The organism is Amylibacter sp. SFDW26 (assembly GCF_009184395.1).
GTDB lineage: Bacteria > Pseudomonadota > Alphaproteobacteria > Rhodobacterales > Rhodobacteraceae > Amylibacter.
Window position 1 is genome coordinate 352,576 of record NZ_WEIC01000003.1, and the last position, 15,523, is coordinate 368,098.

General features: G+C 46.2%; 20 protein-coding genes. 16 read left to right on the forward strand and 4 right to left on the reverse strand.

What is annotated here, in order from left to right:
- Positions 1-3: 3 nt before the first annotated feature.
- Positions 4-1,086 carry a M48 family metallopeptidase gene (locus F9L33_RS11205; RefSeq protein WP_152142867.1) on the forward strand — a complete coding sequence of 361 codons (1,083 nt, stop codon included), beginning with the start codon at positions 4-6 and terminating at the stop codon, positions 1,084-1,086.
- Here the strand turns inward: F9L33_RS11205 and F9L33_RS11210 are convergent.
- The 3 genes from F9L33_RS11210 to F9L33_RS11220 form a co-directional block, all read right to left on the reverse strand.
- Positions 1,083-2,003, reverse strand: a complete 921-nt coding sequence (locus F9L33_RS11210; protein ID WP_152142868.1) for a helix-turn-helix domain-containing protein — start codon at positions 2,001-2,003, stop codon at positions 1,083-1,085. The two genes, F9L33_RS11205 and F9L33_RS11210, sit on opposite strands and share 4 nt — an antisense overlap.
- Before the next feature lie 253 nt (positions 2,004-2,256).
- The gene (locus F9L33_RS11215) at positions 2,257-2,910 is read right to left on the reverse strand and encodes a glutathione S-transferase family protein (RefSeq protein ID WP_193222029.1); all 654 of its coding nucleotides are present in this window, start codon (positions 2,908-2,910) and stop codon (positions 2,257-2,259) included.
- A gap of 58 nt (positions 2,911-2,968) precedes the next feature.
- Positions 2,969-3,739 (reverse strand): hypothetical protein, encoded by a 771-nt coding sequence (locus tag F9L33_RS11220; protein ID WP_152142870.1) that lies wholly within the window; start codon positions 3,737-3,739, stop codon positions 2,969-2,971.
- Positions 3,740-3,903: 164 nt separating this feature from the next.
- Between F9L33_RS11220 and ffh the strand changes: the two genes are divergently transcribed.
- The 14 genes from ffh to rpmE all read left to right on the forward strand — a co-directional run bounded on the left by ffh (position 3,904) and on the right by rpmE (position 13,642).
- Entirely contained in the window at positions 3,904-5,415 is a 1,512-nt protein-coding gene (ffh, locus tag F9L33_RS11225; protein ID WP_152142871.1) for a signal recognition particle protein, read from the forward strand.
- Positions 5,412-5,747 carry an NIPSNAP family protein gene (locus F9L33_RS11230; RefSeq protein ID WP_152142872.1) on the forward strand — a complete coding sequence of 112 codons (336 nt, stop codon included), beginning with the start codon at positions 5,412-5,414 and terminating at the stop codon, positions 5,745-5,747. Before ffh ends, F9L33_RS11230 begins: the two co-directional genes overlap by 4 nt.
- The gene (locus tag F9L33_RS11235; RefSeq protein WP_152142873.1) at positions 5,744-6,253 is read left to right on the forward strand and encodes a GNAT family N-acetyltransferase; all 510 of its coding nucleotides are present in this window, start codon (positions 5,744-5,746) and stop codon (positions 6,251-6,253) included. The genes F9L33_RS11230 and F9L33_RS11235 overlap by 4 nt, the downstream gene beginning before the upstream one ends.
- Complete coding sequence (locus tag F9L33_RS11240; protein WP_152142951.1) at positions 6,253-6,552, forward strand: chorismate mutase; 300 nt, start codon at positions 6,253-6,255, stop codon at positions 6,550-6,552. The genes F9L33_RS11235 and F9L33_RS11240 overlap by 1 nt, the downstream gene beginning before the upstream one ends.
- Positions 6,553-6,599: 47 nt before the next feature.
- Positions 6,600-7,058 carry a 30S ribosomal protein S16 gene (rpsP, locus tag F9L33_RS11245; RefSeq protein WP_152142874.1) on the forward strand — a complete coding sequence of 153 codons (459 nt, stop codon included), beginning with the start codon at positions 6,600-6,602 and terminating at the stop codon, positions 7,056-7,058.
- A 24-nt stretch (positions 7,059-7,082) separates the two neighbouring features.
- On the forward strand, positions 7,083-7,715 hold the full coding sequence (bluB, locus tag F9L33_RS11250) for a 5,6-dimethylbenzimidazole synthase (protein WP_152142875.1): 633 nt from the start codon (positions 7,083-7,085) through the stop codon (positions 7,713-7,715).
- 1 nt (position 7,716) lies between these two features.
- Entirely contained in the window at positions 7,717-8,244 is a 528-nt protein-coding gene (rimM, locus tag F9L33_RS11255) for a ribosome maturation factor RimM (RefSeq protein WP_152142876.1), read from the forward strand.
- The gene (gene trmD / locus F9L33_RS11260; RefSeq protein WP_152142877.1) at positions 8,237-9,043 is read left to right on the forward strand and encodes a tRNA (guanosine(37)-N1)-methyltransferase TrmD; all 807 of its coding nucleotides are present in this window, start codon (positions 8,237-8,239) and stop codon (positions 9,041-9,043) included. Before rimM ends, trmD begins: the two co-directional genes overlap by 8 nt.
- A gap of 107 nt (positions 9,044-9,150) precedes the next feature.
- Positions 9,151-10,350, forward strand: a complete 1,200-nt coding sequence (locus tag F9L33_RS11265; RefSeq protein WP_226804099.1) for a PLP-dependent aminotransferase family protein — start codon at positions 9,151-9,153, stop codon at positions 10,348-10,350.
- A 58-nt stretch (positions 10,351-10,408) separates the two neighbouring features.
- A complete protein-coding gene (locus F9L33_RS11270; RefSeq protein ID WP_370452122.1) occupies positions 10,409-11,374 on the forward strand; it encodes an AraC family transcriptional regulator in 966 nt (321 codons plus the stop codon).
- 136 nt (positions 11,375-11,510) lie between these two features.
- Positions 11,511-11,879 (forward strand): hypothetical protein, encoded by a 369-nt coding sequence (locus tag F9L33_RS11275; RefSeq protein WP_152142953.1) that lies wholly within the window; start codon positions 11,511-11,513, stop codon positions 11,877-11,879.
- A gap of 173 nt (positions 11,880-12,052) precedes the next feature.
- Complete coding sequence (locus F9L33_RS11280; RefSeq protein WP_152142879.1) at positions 12,053-12,706, forward strand: hypothetical protein; 654 nt, start codon at positions 12,053-12,055, stop codon at positions 12,704-12,706.
- Positions 12,707-13,031: 325 nt separating this feature from the next.
- Positions 13,032-13,409: a 50S ribosomal protein L19 gene (rplS, locus tag F9L33_RS11285; protein ID WP_152142880.1), complete on the forward strand. Its 378-nt coding sequence runs from the start codon at positions 13,032-13,034 to the stop codon at positions 13,407-13,409.
- Positions 13,410-13,420: 11 nt separating this feature from the next.
- Positions 13,421-13,642, forward strand: coding sequence for a 50S ribosomal protein L31 (rpmE, locus tag F9L33_RS11290; RefSeq protein WP_152142881.1), 222 nt, complete (start codon positions 13,421-13,423; stop codon positions 13,640-13,642).
- Between the two features lie 51 nt (positions 13,643-13,693).
- Here the strand turns inward: rpmE and F9L33_RS11295 are convergent, their stop codons facing one another.
- Complete coding sequence (locus F9L33_RS11295; RefSeq protein ID WP_152142882.1) at positions 13,694-14,563, reverse strand: LysR substrate-binding domain-containing protein; 870 nt, start codon at positions 14,561-14,563, stop codon at positions 13,694-13,696.
- Between the two features lie 93 nt (positions 14,564-14,656).
- Here F9L33_RS11295 and F9L33_RS11300 point away from each other — a divergent pair, with 93 nt between their 5' ends.
- Positions 14,657-15,487: an alpha/beta fold hydrolase gene (locus F9L33_RS11300; RefSeq protein WP_152142883.1), complete on the forward strand. Its 831-nt coding sequence runs from the start codon at positions 14,657-14,659 to the stop codon at positions 15,485-15,487.
- Positions 15,488-15,523: the final 36 nt, after the last annotated feature.

Below are 15,523 nucleotides of genomic sequence, written 5' to 3' on the forward strand. Positions count from 1 at the left end.
GATATGACGCAAAACCACAATACAGAATGCCCTGCTTTTATCGGCAGGGCATATCCAGCGTTGCAATCCAACCGAGTGGAGGCAACGCTTTTATCAAGTGTACCTTTACCATCGGAAACTGCGGATCAAGATGATTTGGCCTTAAGCATCATAGATGAACATGGTACTGTTATAGCAACCGCACTCTTATCTCATGTTACGGTTGATCCTCCACTTGGTTCTACATCACGCCGTATAACTTTTCCTGATGGCACCTTATTTGAAACGGATGAACACCAAGCCGTTGAAACGCTTACAGGGGAAACACACGGTTCTATATTGCACAGCCTAGAACAATTTCGCCCACGTCTTATGGTGCTTGTCGTAGCTTGTATTGCTGCTGTTTGGGTTTTGTGGCGTTTTGGTTTGGATATTTTGGTTGCGGCTGCAATTGCCTTAACACCACCAGTTGTTGTTGCACAAATTGATCGTGGAACGCTCAGTACTATTGATTTCACAATGTCAGAAGAAACATTGTTAGAAGATGCCCAACAAGCCAAAATACAGAAAATATTTAAACGTCTACTCTCCTATTTAGATGAAGATGACATTGGCACATCAGATTTCAAACTTCTATTCCGAAGCATGCCAGATGTCGGCCCAAATGCATTTGCATTGCCAAATGGTACAGTCGTGATCACGGATGAATTCATCGAGCAGTTCGATGATGAAGATATCTTGGCAAGCGTCTTGGGACATGAAATCGGTCACGTCATCGAGAAGCATGGGCTGCGTCAAACTTATAGATCACTTAGCATTTATGTACTTGTCGCGTTCTTGGCTGGTGAAACTGGCCCCTTTATCGAAGATCTGCTTCTTGAGGGTAATCTGATCATGTCGCTTGCGTATTCTCGTGAGCATGAAACATCAGCCGATCACTTTGGGCTGCATTTGGCACATGATGCTGGATATGATCCAAATGGCCTGAAAAAGTTTTTCGAATGGGTCACTGAAAACGCGGTTGAGCCACCGCAATGGTTATCAACGCACCCGTCCAGCACAGAGCGCGTTCAAGAAATCGATGACTTCATTAAAACGCTAAATTAGATGCGCGAATAGGCCTTTTTCAAAGTAGGCCATTGCTGAAATATCTTTTGGTCTTCATCATAGGGCCAAAGTTTTAATTCATAGACTTTTGCGGGTTCTAGCTGACCATCGACAGATGTGCGCTCATAGCTTTCGTGGTCTTTGACGAACTCAAACCCAAGCCCTTCGCAAAGCTTTTCTCCCTCCATCGAGTAGGCAACAGCGCAAATGGCTTCCGTAATTATACCCGCTTCGGCAATACCCGCAATCTGATCAAAGAATGCGTTTAACATCATCACGCGGGTTTTATAATTTCGGTCTGACAAGATCACCGATAGATCAAGGAAATAGATTTTATAACACCCAGGCAATCCCAACAGTTCAATATTCTTTGACGACAGTTTGGAATTATAGGATTTCCCAGAAACGATCTGGTTATACGCCTCATCCTTTACGGGGATGAAAAACCAATAACCCACGATATCCGAATTGTTACGCACCAAAATGCGCCCACAATCGGCCAACATTTCATGCAGTTGAACCCATTGTTTATGACTACCTAGAGCATCGTCAGAAATGCTTTCAATGGTTTCATCATCCAGATCAATTAGTTTTGTGGTCAGCGTGTCAAAATCCAACCCCATTTGCAGGCAATGACTGAAGTCATGCACCTCGTATGATTTGCTGTTGTGCACATCGCTAACCTCGGATTTTTGAACAGAGGCGCGGATCAATTCTTCGAAGTCATCGATCCCAATTTGCAATTCACGTCGAAGCGCAATGATATGATGAACCTGTGGGACGACACCCATATTTTCCCAACGACCAACAGTACGTGCGGTCGCCCCAACACGGCGCGCTAGTTCTTGTTGTGTCAGCCCACTTGATTTTCTTTTTGCAAAAATCTCCCTGCTCAACGGGGTTTCTTTTTTATTCATTTTTAGCCTGCCACCCCAGTTTTAAAGCACTTAGTCGGGAATTTGAAATCGGACACTGATGTCTACTACGTCCTATCTTACCACAATAAAAAACCTACTTATACATGACTGAATCCATTATCCTTGTAAGCGTCAAAGTAAGCATATTAAATTCAATATTAGAATTTTAATTTTGATCTTTATAGTGGTTTAACGAGTACTTTTTATACATAGGGTGGTTTTTGACGGTCTTCCTGCAAGAACCACCCTATTTTTAAGGCTTTATAGCACCACCCACACTAATTTGAGTTTGTCCTGACATACATTTTTCAATTGCGGGTCGTGCGGCACATAGATCAAAACACATTTTAATTGCAGGATACCGTTTCAAAATATCATCCATAGGTACAAACCATGTAATCAACATAACCAGATAGATATCAGCAAAGCTGAAGCGGTCACCCAAATGATAAGGTCCATTTTTTTGTAGATAAACTTCTACGCACTCCCATGCATCGTAAAGGTTTTCCACTGCGGTCGCTTTAAACGCAGCTTCGGTTTCCAATGACTGTCCAAAGCGGTCAGGGTAATAAAACGTCCGGTAAAATGCTTGAACAGTATTGGACAAATAAATTAGTGATTGCAGGAATGCTCCGCGTAAAGGGTCATTTGATAATGGTGCAAGGGCATCAAGCCCATGATGATCAATCAGATACAATCCTATCGCAGCAGATTCGTATATCACTTCTCCCTTAGGCGTAATCAAAGTTGGCACACGTCCTGTTGGGTTCACCTTTAGATAGTCCGCACCTCTATTTTCACTAGCTTCAATATCAATGGAAACCAATTTATACGGCAAACCAGCCTCTTCCAGAACTGCCTGAGGGGCAAAGCTTGCTGTGCCTTCAGACCAATAAAGTGTATACATATTATGTGCCATATAGTGAGTGATACCAAACGTTAGAGTACTTATTTTACGGGCACAACTATTTGAAACGGTTATTGGCAACAGGTTCGTTGAATTTCGTATCAAGGTTAGATTGCAATAATTTTGATGCTGCGTATTTCACGCTGCGCGTCGACTTGGTGTCTTTGATTAATTGATCATAGAAAGCCGTATCATAGCTATAAGCTCCGCCAGTCAGTAGGTCAGCTTCTAAGCGTAAATCACACTGTCTCTTTTCATCGACACTGCAAGGTATATGGGAATTATAGCCCTGCTCTAAATGCCGTGTTTCATGGATAAGGACACCCGCTATTTCGACAGGATTGCTGGTCCGTAGCTTATCAATGTTGATATCAACCTGATGTGCTTCGAAATAACTGATGCCAGAGTAGCCAAACATTAATCTCTGACTGAAAATTGGATTAACCCGTTTCATCCAATCGTAAAAATCAAATTTTTCAGGCTCAACAGTCATCCTATCAATAAGGAATATTGCATGTGCTAACTTCGCCTTGGCTGTTTCACACTCAAACAACTCAAAACTCCATGTTTCATCAAACTGAAAGTCGTTTTGGTATTTGGATTGCCACAGCATATTCAATTCAGCGCATTCCCCTTTAGACAGGTTGAAATCTGTATTGCGCGCAGGGGAGAGAATATAAAGGAGCAGGGCGATAAACCCAAAAAACAGCACAAAAGAGCGTAACTCTTTTCTTTGTGCTTTTATTCTGCCTAAACTGTCGAACATACGGGTAGTATAAAACAAACCACAGGTGCGTATAGATGCGTAACGCATTGTTGACTCTGTCACCAACACCCGTTACATCCCCGCTAAATCCATAGGAAGTGCCAAACTTCCGGTCTTGAACTGATCAAGATCGCCACCAGTCAGCGAGTTTCGCCCACTGGTGTGTTTTGCGTTTGGCCAACCACTTCCTATATTGATGAAATGATAACGGTCGAAAGGGGCCTGATATGTTTGAGAATTTATCCGATCGCCTCTCTGGCGTCTTTGACAAGCTTACAAAACAAGGTGCTTTGTCAGATGAAGATGTATCCGTTGCGTTGCGCGAAGTGCGCGTTGCCCTGTTAGAGGCTGACGTATCCCTGTCTGTTGCGCGTGATTTTATCAAAGCTATTCAGGAAAAAGCCACAGGTCAGAATGTTACGAAATCCGTAACACCGGGCCAACAAGTTGTGAAAATCGTTCACGACGAAATGGTGCACTTCCTATCAGGCGAAGATGCAAATGCGGGTCAGTTGAAAATTGACAACCCACCTGCCCCAATCTTGATGGTTGGTTTGCAAGGGGGTGGTAAAACAACCACCACAGCAAAACTTGCAAAACGCCTGCTTGAAAAAGAGAAGAAAAAAGTCCTGATGGCGTCTTTGGACACCAACCGCCCAGCGGCGATGGAACAGTTGGCAATTTTGGGTACGCAGATTGGTGTGGACACATTGCCAATCGTCAAAGGTGAAAGCGCTGTAAAAATTGCAAAGCGTGCAAAACAACAAGCGGCTTTGGGCGGCTATGATGTTTACATGCTGGATACTGCTGGTCGTCTGTCCATTGATGACGCGCTTATGGCAGAGGTTGAAGCTGTTCGTGATGTGGCAACACCGCGTGAGACATTGTTGGTGGTGGATGGCCTGACAGGTCAAGATGCTGTGCATACGGCAGAAAACTTTGACGAACGTATTGGCATTTCAGGCGTGGTTCTAACACGTATGGATGGTGATGGCCGTGGTGGTGCAGCACTTTCTATGAAAGCTGTGACTGGGAAACCGATTAAATTCGTTGGTCTTGGCGAAAAGATGGACGCGTTGGAAGAGTTCCATCCAGAACGTGTTGCTGGCCGTATTTTGGGCATGGGCGATATCGTATCGTTGGTGGAAAAAGCTCAAGAGACCATTGAGGCTGAACAAGCTGAGCGCATGATGAAGCGCTTTAAAAAGGGTCAGTTCAATATGAACGACCTACGCTCACAGCTTGAGCAGATGATGAAGATGGGCGGTATGCAAGGCGTGATGGGCATGTTGCCTGGCATGAAAGGCATGTCGAAAAAGATCGAAGAAGCCGGCGGAATTGATGACAAAGTGTTCACGCGCCAAATCGCTTTGATCCAATCCATGACCAAAAAAGAACGCGCCAACCCGCAAATCATGCAAGCCAGCCGTAAAAAGCGTGTGGCGGCGGGCGCTGGTCTGTCTGTTTCCGAATTGAACCAACTTTTGAAAATGCAGCGCCAAATGGGCGACATGATGAAGAAGATGGGCAAAGGTGGCATGTTGAAACAAGCCATGAAGGGCATGATGGGCAAAGGCGGCGATATGCCTGAGATGCCTAAGGATATGGATCCGGGCAAAATGGATCTAAAGGCCATGGAAGAAGCGGCCAAGAAAATGAACAAAGTGCCAGGTGGTTTGCCTGGTTTGGGCGGTGGCAGCTTGCCACTTGGCCTGTCAGGGTTCGGTAAGAAGAAATGATCACTTGTTCGCTGACATATGTGATCGACCCTTACAAAGTGGACGATTTTGAGACCTACGCGAAAGCGTGGATTCATCTGGTGAATAAACTGGGTGGCACGCATCACGGTTATTGGTTCCCGCATGAAGGTGCGAACAACATCGCATATTGCCATTTCTCGTTCCCATCATTGGCAGCTTACGAAGATTACCGTGAACGCATGGCGGCAGACGCTGAATGCCAAGCGGCCTATGCTTTTGCAGAAAAAACACGTTGTATCATTTCATACGAGCGCAGCTTTACGCGCCCTGTTTTGGAAGGTGCGTCACCACAGGAGCTTGGATTGGTATGATACAGCCAATTGAAACCGAGCGCCTGATTTTGCGCCGCCCTGCACCGCGTGACCAAGACATCTGTGTGGATTTCTTTATGTCCGAACGTGCTGCGGGCGTTGGCGGCCCTTTTGATCTGCACGCAGCATGGCGTCACTTTGCTTATGAGCTTGGTCATTGGGAAATCAATAACTTTGGCATGTGGGCTGTCACAATGAAGGGTGATGATACCATCCTTGGCTTGATCGGCCCTTGGCATCCTGCGGATTGGCCAGAGCGTGAAATCGGTTGGATGGTCTTTGGAAACGCCGAAGGTAAAAGCATTGCATATGAGGCAGCAGAAGCTGCCATCAAACATGCCCGTACAGAATTGGGTTGGACTGATTTCGTCAGCTATATCAGCGAAGGTTTAGATCGCTCTATCGCATTGGCTGAACGCCTTGGCGCCGCTTTGGATAAAAATGCCAAAGGCCCAGAAGCACACCCATGCCTTGTTTACCGTCACCCTATGCAGGAGGCTTTATGATGCCTGATGATGTTATTGAACTTGCCGCAGATGTTCTGAAAGGACACCGCGAAAGTATTGATCGTTTGGATGCCGTGTTGATTTATACTTTGGCCGAACGGTTCAAGCACACCAAAGCTGTTGGCGTGCTGAAAGCAGAACATACACTTCCGCCATCTGACCCGATGCGCGAAGCCCACCAAATCGAACGTTTGCAACGCATGGCGTTAGATGCAGACTTAGACCCTGAGTTCGCTAAGAAGTTTTTGAACTTCATCATTAGCGAAGTCATCCAACACCATAAGAAACACCAAGAATGAACGCAGTAAGCACTGCACTCAAATAGCTACTTTAGGAGAAATACATCATGGCTATGAAAATCAGACTGGCCCGCGGCGGCTCTAAAAAACGTCCATTTTATCGCGTTGTAGCGGCTGACAGCCGTATGCCACGTGACGGTCGTTACGTTGAAAAATTGGGTACATATAACCCACTATTGCCAAAAGACAGCGAAGAGCGCGTAAAATTGGATATGGAACGCGTAAACTACTGGTTGGGCGAAGGCGCACAGCCATCTGACCGTGTTGCACGTTTCCTAGAAGCAGCAGGCGTTTTGGCTAAAACAGAGCGTAACAACCCTGAAAAAGCTGTTCCTGGCAAAAAAGCACAAGAACGCGTTGAAGAAAAAGCTCAAAAAGTTGCTGACGCTGAAGAAGCTGTTAAGCAAGCTGAAGAAGACGCAAAAGCAGCAGCTGCGGCTCCTGCGGAAGATGTTGCTGAAGCACCAGCTGAAGAAGCTCCTGCAGAAGAAGCAGCGGCTGAGTAATTGACATTACGCTTGGAGATATAGATGCGCGAATTTTCGCAAGATTTTCAATCCGAGCTTTCTGCACTTATGAAGTGGCGCCGCGATGTGCGCCACTTCAAAACTGACACCGTTCCCCAAGATTTAATCCAAGAATGTTTGGACGTCTTCCAAGACGCGCCATCTGTTGGCTTGTCTGAACCTTGGCGCATTGTGCAGTTAAAAACGGATGCCAGCCGCCAAAAAGCGCTGGAGAATTTTCAATCTGCAAACGCTGATGCATTGGCAGATTACGATGGTGAAAAAGCCAATCTATATGCATCCTTAAAACTGTCAGGCATGAAAGACGCTCCTGTCCAATTGGCTATATTCTGTGAAGAAGACACACCAAAAGGTGGCGGCTTGGGTGCACAAACCATGCCAGAAATGCGCCGCTATTCTGTTGTGGCTGCGATCATGACATTTTGGCTGAAAGCCCGCGCCCATGGTTTGGGATTGGGGTGGGTTTCCATCCTTGACCCTGATCAGTTGCGCGCAGATTTGGATGTGCCCAACAATTGGACCTTGGTCGCCTATCTGTGCATGGGCTATCCCCAGCAAGAAACATTGACACCTGAATTGGAAACCGTTGGTTGGGAAGCACGCGACCCTGAACTGACAAAAGTGATTGAGCGATAATATGTCAAAATCTGATCTGATCTGTATTGGTGCAATTATCGGTGCCTTTGGTGTTAAGGGCGAATTGCGCGTGAAAAGTTTTTGCGCGGAACCATCTGATATTGGCAATTACAATCCTTTAACATCAGAAGATGGTGAACAGAGTTTTGATCTTACGGTCAAAGGCCCCATCAAAGGCGGCTATTCCTGCCGTATCAAAGGCGTTCAATACAAAGATCAGGCTGATGCATTACGCGGTATCCGCTTGTTTACGAACCGCGAAAACTTGCCGTCACTGCCAGATGACGAATTCTATCACGCTGATCTGATTGGGTTGGATGTGATCAATACAGGCGGTGAAAAGCTGGGCCGTATAACGGCAATCCATGACCATGGTGCGGGCGATATGTTGGAAATCGCGGGCAAAGGGATCAAGAATACGGTTATGTTGCCATTCACACGTGAAGCGGTTCCAACGGTTGATCTGGCAGCGGGGCGTATCATCACTGATCCGCCAGAGGGTGTATTCCCAGAGGCCAAAGATGAGTGATAAGCCCGCAAAATCCCATGGCCGTTTGGCTGTGCGCCCGACATTGAAACCACGTGAGTTGATGACCAATACGCCTGATATATTTGGCGCGTGGAAAGTTAAAATCATCACGTTGTTTCCAGAACTGTTTCCAGGTGTTTTGGGCGGTTCATTAACAGGCAAAGCCCTGAAAGAGGGTTTGTGGAGCTTGGAAACAATTGAGTTGCGTGGATATGGCATCGGCAAGCACAAAGATGTGGACAGCCCGCCCGCTGGCGGTGGCGCTGGTATGGTCTTGAAACCTGATGTTGTAGGTGCTGCTTTGGAAGATGCGCGTCGTGGTACGCCGATGGATCCGAAAGCGTGGCCTGTTGTGTATCTGTCACCACGAGGCAAACCACTGACACAAGCAATGGCGCGTGACTTTAGTAAGGCGCAAGGCATGACGCTGCTGTGTGGTCGTTTTGAAGGCGTCGATGAGCGCGTACTAGAAGAATATAACGTTCAAGAAGTATCGCTTGGGGATTTCGTTCTGACAGGTGGAGAGATTGCAGCGCAAGCTTTGATCGATGCAACTGTACGCCTATTGCCGAATGTTTTGGGTAATGAGGAAAGTGCTGTTGATGAAAGCTTTTCCAACGGGCTGTTAGAGCATCCGCAATATACCAAACCTGCGGAATGGAAGGGCCGTAAAATCCCTGATGTTTTATTGTCTGGCCATCATGGCAACGTTGATAAATGGCGTCAGGAGCAATCTGATAAGATCACCCAAGAACGCCGCCCTGATTTGTGGGAAAAACATACGGATGATACTGAATAAGTCCTGAGTGTCGGTTTTCACGCAATAAAAATATGTCAATCATATTGACATATTTCCAAATCTTTCACACCTTGCTGCGATTGAGACATTAATGCGAGGGGATTCTGATGGATTGGCAAACTATATTAGCCACCCGCAACGCGCGGATGAAGGCATCGGAAATACGTGAATTGTTAAAGCTGTTGGATCAGCCTGATATCATCTCGTTTGCGGGGGGTATCCCTGATCCTGCGTTATTCCCAACACAGCAAATACAAGAGGCTTATGCTGATGTGTTTGCCTCTGGCGCGCATGACACGGCTTTGCAGTATTCCGCCAGTGAAGGCTACAAACCGCTGCGCGAATGGATTTGCGCCGAGATGGCGAAACTGGGCGTGCCCTGCTCTATCGATAATATCCTGATCACATCTGGATCGCAGCAAGCATTGGATTATTTGGGGAAACTCTTGTTGTCACCAAAGGATACGGCATTGGTTGGTTGGCCAACGTATTTAGGGGCACTTGGTGCATTCAATGCTTATGAGCCCGAGTATGATCGGTTGCATCCGAATGGCAACAGAACCGCTGCGGACTATATGGAAACCGCTGGTGAAAAAGGCGGGCGTGTGAAGCTGGCCTATATGTCTGTGGATTTTGCCAACCCGACAGGGATTAGTATGGACCGCGCGGAACGGGATGCGATTTTGAACCTAGCGGATGAGATGGATATCGCGATTGTTGAAGATGCTGCGTATCAATCGCTGCGCTATGATGGCGAAGCTATTCCACCCATCCTTGCATTGGAAATTGAACGCAAAGGATCGATCGAGGACTGCCGTACGATTTACACAGGTAGTTTTTCGAAAACGCTTTCCCCCGGTTTGCGCGTGGGATGGGTTTGCGCCGCAACGCCCGTTATTTCGCAACTGGTTTTGATGAAACAAGCATCCGACCTGCATTCACCAAGTATCAATCAGATGGTGATTTCAGATGTGGCGCATAAGCATTTTGATGCGCATATCGCGGTGACACGTGCGGCTTATATGGAACGTCGTGACCATATGTTGGCAGCTTTAGAAAAATATATGCCAGAGGGCGTGGACTGGACACGACCAGAGGGCGGTATGTTTGTCTGGCTAACATTGCCCAAAGGTATCGATGGGGCGGAGCTGTTAGAAAAATCGATTGAAACGCAACGTGTGGCATTTGTCCCTGGGCAAGCATTCTTTGCGGATGGATCTGGCGCAAACACGATACGGCTGAGTTTTTCCAAGTCTAATGGCGATGCGATTGATGAAGGTATTAAACGGCTAGCATCGCTTTTATAGACGTATTAAGCGCCATTCGTTCACAAGACCGTGCAGATCGTTCCATGGTTATGGACGAATGGCAAATCACGCATATAGTAACCCTATGCTCGATTTATTAAGTGACATACTGACCAAAATCTCCCTGCAAGGGACTTTGTATTTTCGCACCGCCTTTACCAAACCATGGGGCGTTGCTGTGCCATCGTTTGAGAATGTGGCGCGGTTTCACTATGCCCATCGCGGCGATTGTTTAATCTCAGTCGATGGTGTGGATGAACCAACATTACTGGCGCAGGGTGATTTGATCATCATTCCGCATGGCAGCGCGCATTCGTTATACTGCGGCCATGATCCTGAAAATACCATCTTGCCATTGGATGAGGTTTTGGAACGATCTGGGTTTGATGGGTCTGGAGTGCTGGTGTTTGGTGGTGATGAGGATGAGCGTGAAACACAACTGATCTGTGGGCATTTTTCCTTCGTTAAGAACGCCAATCATATGCTATTGGAACGCCTGCCGCCGATCATCCATATCCGCAATTATGGCGAGGCCTCTGGCAAATGGATGGAATCCACTTTGCGGATGATTGGCGATGAAACAGGTGGGGTGCAAATTGGGGGCGACCTGATCGCATTGAAAATGTCCGAAGTGATATTTGCCCAAGCCATTCGCAGTTATCTGGACAGCGATGCATCGGCAGAGGCTGGATTGGCTGGTTTTTCCGATCCCCATATCAGTCGCGCCTTGGATGCGTTTCATAAGAAACCCACCGAAGGTTGGAGTGTGGAAAGTCTTGCACGAGAGGCAGGGTTATCACGCACAGGCTTTGCCGTTCTGTTTTCCAAGAAAATGGGGGTAACGCCCATGCAATATGTCACCAGTTGGCGGATGGAATTGGCCAAGCAGATATTGGCGGATCATAAGATATCATTGGCAGAGTTGTCCGATTTGGTTGGCTATGCCTCCGAATCCGCCTTTGCACGTGTGTTCAAAAAAGAAGTTGGCTTTACACCTGCGGGTTATCGCAATCACATTCAGTAACGAATTGTTCAATCCACCAAGCTTTCGAACGATCTGCATATAAAGGCGAACTTCTGAGCATAGTTAGAACGGGAAATCCCCATTATTCTTGTTGTTAGCGGTTCAATACCGATCACATATGAAACAACAGAAAGACATGATTATGCGCTTCATTACGAAAAATATTCACGCTTACCTAGACTATCCAGTGGCTTTGGCTCTTATCGGCCTGCCATTCATTCTTGGCTTGGGTGCGTCCCACCCATTGGCCTTTACCCTGTCTGTCGTCACAGGTGTGGCTGCATTCTTACTGACAGTACTGACGGATCATCATCTGGGTGTGTTCAAAGTTCTGCCTTATAAACTGCACCTCGCGGTTGATGGTGCTGTTGGCGCTGTCTTTACCTTAGCTCCATTCGTTTTGGGCTTTTCAGGTTTGGATATGATTTACTACCTTGCAAACGGTTTGACTGTGCTAGCGGTCGTTGGTTTGCATAAATCGGATGATGCGGCTGTCACTGCATAATATTAAAACCTTCCTTAGTTATCTTAATAACTGGGTAACTAAGGATATCTGTTCAGCGGTATTCAGCTTATATATGTGGCGGCTGTAGACAAAAAACCTGCAATTACATACTTCATTAATAAATAAGGCATTCCATTGCCCGCATAAAATGAAGATAGCAGGAGACCATTAGTATGTTTTTAAAAATGCCCCTACTTATAGCAACAGTATTGGTGATGACCAATCTAATGTCACACGCGCAAACAACAGAAACATCAGACACTCAAACTGGTGATGTTTCTGCCCGGCAAGCCGAATTAACAACGCGATTTGAAACACGCGCTGAACTCACCCAAGAAAATGTCGATCAGTTACTCACAACATACCCTCTGATAAATAGTACTCTGCAAGAAATGAATCCCCCGCAGACACCTGAAATGCAAAAAATAATGTCAATTAGCATTGATGAAAACACGCCATACGAAGGGCTTGGCACAGCATTTGAAGGTACAGATGTACTACAAAGGTTAAACGCTGTTGCTAAAGATAATGGTTATGAGAGTTACCACGAATACGCTCAAATGGCAGATTATCTTTATCAAGTGTATCTATCACAAAGCAAAGCCATCTCTGTTGTATCTAAAACTGAGAGCGATAACCCAGACGCTCCTAAAGTTGAAAACTTACCAGCCTTTTTGCAAGATGGGAGACAACCATCAGAAAGACGAGCAAAATTTCAGTCACAATTGTCTGAATTATACAAAGAGTTTCACATAACAGATGAAACACACAACGTTTTCGCTAAGAACTACGATGCGTTAATGCTTTTCTTCAATCCCCCCAGTTAAATACATGGCACTATAGACACCAAGCACCAAGACATTCCCTCTTGATTGATCCTCCCTTTAGTCCTATACCGCGCGAACTTGGTGTGTATGGATTCGTATCTGTACTTTTTATGCATGCCAAAGGCCCACAGATTTCGGGTGTTACGTGACGGGATTTCTTCTGCCCTTACACACTGCATTCATCGCCTTGCGATCCGTTATCCAAAGCTAACGAAACGTCGACCTGAATCTCTGGCGGGCGCTTATGCGGACCCGAGTGAAGACCAAGAGCCCTGAGGACGGAAAATCACTTCGCCGAATAAACGGCGGGCAAAAGGAAAACGTTATGAACTTGCTAGCACAGCTTGAAGCTGAACAAATTGCAAGCCTAGGCAAAGATATCCCTGATTTTAAAGCAGGCGATACAATCCGCGTAGGCTATAAAGTGACAGAGGGCAGCCGCTCTCGTGTCCAAAACTACGAAGGTGTTTGCATTGCACGTCAAGGCGGCGACACAATCGCTGCGTCTTTTACAGTGCGCAAAATCTCTTTCGGTGAAGGTGTGGAACGTGTGTTCCCACTATATTCAACAAACATCGACAGCATTGCTGTAGTACGTCGTGGCCGTGTACGTCGCGCGAAACTATACTACCTACGCTCTCGTCGTGGTAAGTCTGCTCGTATTGCTGAGCAAACAAACTACAAACCAAAAACTGCGAAATAGGAGCGATCATCATGAAAAGCGATTTGCACCCAGAGTACCACACAATCACTGTTAAACTAACAGATGGTTCAACTTACGAAACACGTTCAACATACGGCGAAGAAGGTTCAGTATTGTCACTAGACATCGATCCATCTGCACACCCTGCTTGGACAGGCGGCAACCAAAAGCTTATGGATGCTGGCGGTCGTGTTTCAAAGTTCAAAAAGAAATACGAAGGTTTGGGTTTCTAAGAACCGCAAACTTATTGAGTTTAGAAAGCCGTTCTTTTGGAGCGGCTTTTTTTATTGGGCATTTACGATCCAATCCACGAATAGCTTTACGGCTGCCTTTGGACGGCGGTCTTTGCGGAATAAGATGCTATAAGGTGCCGCTTGAGCGGCAGCATCCGACAACACACGAACAAGACGCCCCTCTTGCATCAAATCCTCGCTCAATGGTTTACGTGACAACGCAATTCCGAAACCGCGTGCGGCAGCAGCTTGCACTAAATCATAACTTTGGAGCTTCCTGAACTGTTTTTGCTCAGGAATGACTTGCCCCGTTTCAGTTGCCCAATATTCCCACTCCTCTTGATGCGTCTCATTTCGTATGAACGGTATTTCCAACACAGCTTGCGCCCATCCGATATCCGCAATTCTTTCTGCCAACTCTGGCGACGTTACAGGTGTCATATCTTGTTCACATAACCAAACTTGCTCAAACTCATCCCATTTGCGGTCGGATACGCGAATAGCGACATCAACACCTTCGCGGTACAAGTCGCTTACCCTATCCGTGGCGGTAATTTGCAATTCAATATTTGGGTGGATCGCAGAAAATTCAGAGATCCTAGGAGCCAACCACATAGCTGCAAATGTCCTGGGCGCACTAATGGCCAAAAGTGTTTCATGTTGTTGGGCAATAGCAGCCACACCTGCTTCAATTTCCTCAAGTGCTTTTTCAACGTATCCATAGAACATTCGCCCTGCATCGGTAAGCATCACCCCCTTACGGGTTCGCTCAAACAATTGGATGTCCAATTGTGCTTCAAGGCGTGAGATTTGATGGCTTACAGCAGATTCAGTTAGATTCAGGTGGCTTGCCGCAAGCTTGAATTGCTTAAAATGAGCAACGGAAACAAATGAAGTTAGGTTTTGCGTTGATGGTAGCATGACAAAATTTCACTCTGATAAGACAAATGATCGTTCGACTTTGGGTATTAAATATAATTTTCATGAGAAAACAACCATTCTAAGAGGTCTGATATGACAAATATTAATCTAGATAAAAGCTTTCAATCATCCGTTGGCGCAATTCGATATGGCAATATTGGCCAAGGGCCAGATGTGTTCTTAATGCACGGAACCCCGACAAGTTCGATCATATGGGAAGATATCGTTGAAGCGTTAAAGCATAAATATCATTTCCACTTTATGGACCTGCCAGGTTATGGGGAATCTGAAAAGTTCGAAGGCCAAGATGTACGGCTGCGGAGTTTTGCACGTGCGTTGAATGAGCTTATTCAAGAGCTGGAAATAGAAAACCCAACCTTAGTGGGGCATGATTTCGGCGCGGCAACTGTAATGGGGGCACATTTGATAGAAGGATTGCCCGTTAATGCGATCTGTGTTGCGGATGGTGTTTTACTTTCACCATGGGGCACAAAATTTTCGCGACACGTGAAGGAAAACGAAGCCATTTTTGCCGCTGTGCCAGAATATATCCACGAAGCGACTATAAAGGCACATTTAAACACGGCCATGTCCACACACCAAGACCGACAAAAAATGAAATCACTGATCGCTCCTTGGCTAGGCGAAGTCGGCCAAAAAGCTTACTACAGTCAGGTCGGGCAATATGACTATGATTACACAACACAATTAGAAGACTTATACCCAACTATTAACGTTCCTATGATGATCATGTGGGGTGAACGTGATCAATGGGTTCCAATCAGCGAAGGTAAACGCTTACAGACCATGATAAAAAATGCAGAATTTGCAGCCCTCCCTGATGCGGGTCATTTTAGTATGATAGACACGCCTGGTTTATTTGCAAATACATTGGACGCATGGCTATCTAAAGTCAGCATCTAATTTTTAAAGAGCTCTCCCTTTATGCCGTTCCTTTGG